This is a genomic window from Actinosynnema sp. NPDC023658, assembly GCF_040639995.1.
Classification (GTDB): Bacteria; Actinomycetota; Actinomycetes; order Mycobacteriales; family Pseudonocardiaceae; genus Actinosynnema.
The window spans coordinates 1-1,528 of record NZ_JBFAAX010001213.1 but is presented as its reverse complement, the minus strand read 5'-3'; the positions used below and the strand labels follow the sequence as shown (position 1 = coordinate 1,528).

General features: G+C 73.7%; 1 protein-coding gene. It reads right to left on the bottom strand.

Annotated elements, in window-relative coordinates; translation table 11 throughout:
• Positions 1–1,307 (bottom strand): histidine kinase dimerization/phospho-acceptor domain-containing protein (locus AB0G02_RS39635; RefSeq protein ID WP_360805509.1); only part of this gene is annotated, 1,307 nt, incomplete at its 3' end.
• Positions 1,308–1,528: the final 221 nt, after the last annotated feature.

The following is a 1,528-nucleotide window of genomic DNA, read 5'->3' as shown; positions in this document are numbered from 1 at the left end:
ACGATCCGCGCCCACATCTCCTGGTCCAGCCACACCGTGTCGCCCGACGCGTCGACCACCAGCTCCAGGCCCAGCTCCTCGGCGGCGGCCCGGAACATGGCGGCGCAGTCCGCGGTCACCTCGGCCACGTCGGTCGGTTCCAGCCGCAGGTGCAGGTGGTCGGCCTCGGCGCGGGCCACGTCCAGCAGCGCGTCCACCAGGCGGCGCAGCCGCAGAGCCGCCCGCTGCGCCGCCGCCAGCGCCTCCCGCTGACCCTCGGGCAACGCGCCGGAGTGCTCCTCCAGCAACGTGCCCAGCGGCGCGAGCAGCAACGTCAACGGCGTGCGGAACTCGTGGCTGATGTTCTGGAAGAACCGGGTCTTCGCCGCGTCCAGCTCGGCCAACGCCCTGGCGCGGTCGCGTTCGGACTCGTAGGCGACGGTGTCCTCCACCGCGGTCGCCACACCCGCCCGCACCAGGTCCACGAACGAGGCGTAGGGCTGGTCGAAGCTGCGGAACGGGCTCAGCCCCACCACCAGCGCGCCCCACGTGCCGCGGGCACCCGCCGTCAGCGGCACCACCAGCGCCTCGTCCCGCCCGATCACCTCCGACTGCCCGGTGAGGACCACCCGCGCCACCACGTCCGCCGGGATCTCGGCCCCCGCACCCGTAGACGCCACCAGCGCCGGCTCACCGTCACCCGTGCGCAGGTAGGCGGCCACCCGCGGCAGGTCCGCCGAACTGCCCGCCAGCACCTTCACCGCCGCGCGGCAGACGTCCGCGGCCGTGTCGGCCTCCGCGATCGACAGGGTGCCGAGCTGCCGCAACGTCTCCAGCCTGCGCTCGCCCAGCACCCTCGCCGTCACGTCGGTGGTGGCCACGAAGATCCCGGCCACCGCGCCGTCCTCGGCGCGCACCGGGCTGTAGGAGAACGTCCAGTACGTCTCCTCGCGGTAACCGTGCCGGTGCAGGAACAGCAGCTGGTTCTCCGAGTACGTCGACACGCCCTCGTCCAGCGCCTGCCTGGCCAGCGGCTCCAGCTCGTCCCATACCTCGGCCCAGCACTCGGCGCCGGGCTGGCCGATCGCCCGCGGGTACTTCCCGCCCAGCACCGGGGTGTAGGCGTGGTTGAAGATCTGCACCAGCCGCGGCCCCCACCACAGCAGCATCGGCACCCGGGACGGCATGACCGTGCGGATCGCCGTGCGCAGCTCCACCGGCCAGGACGCCACCGCGCCCAGCGGGGTGGACGCCCAGTCGTGGGCGCGGTGCGCGGCGCTCGTCGCGTCGTCACCGGGGAACAACCGCTGCGCCGACCACTCGACCACGTGCGCACGCCTCCCCGTGTCACAGGCGGGACGACGTCCACGGCACCGGACAGGCCCCCGCGCTTGCCAACGACCTGAGCGGCTGGTGTTTCAACCGGTTGGCGACGAATGCTAGCCGAGCCCGTGACCACCGGCACGTCCGGTTCCGCGCCGCGTGACCGCGCTCCGCGGCCGATCACCCAGGGCAGCCGCGACCACGATGGCCCATGAGCCCCCGGGAG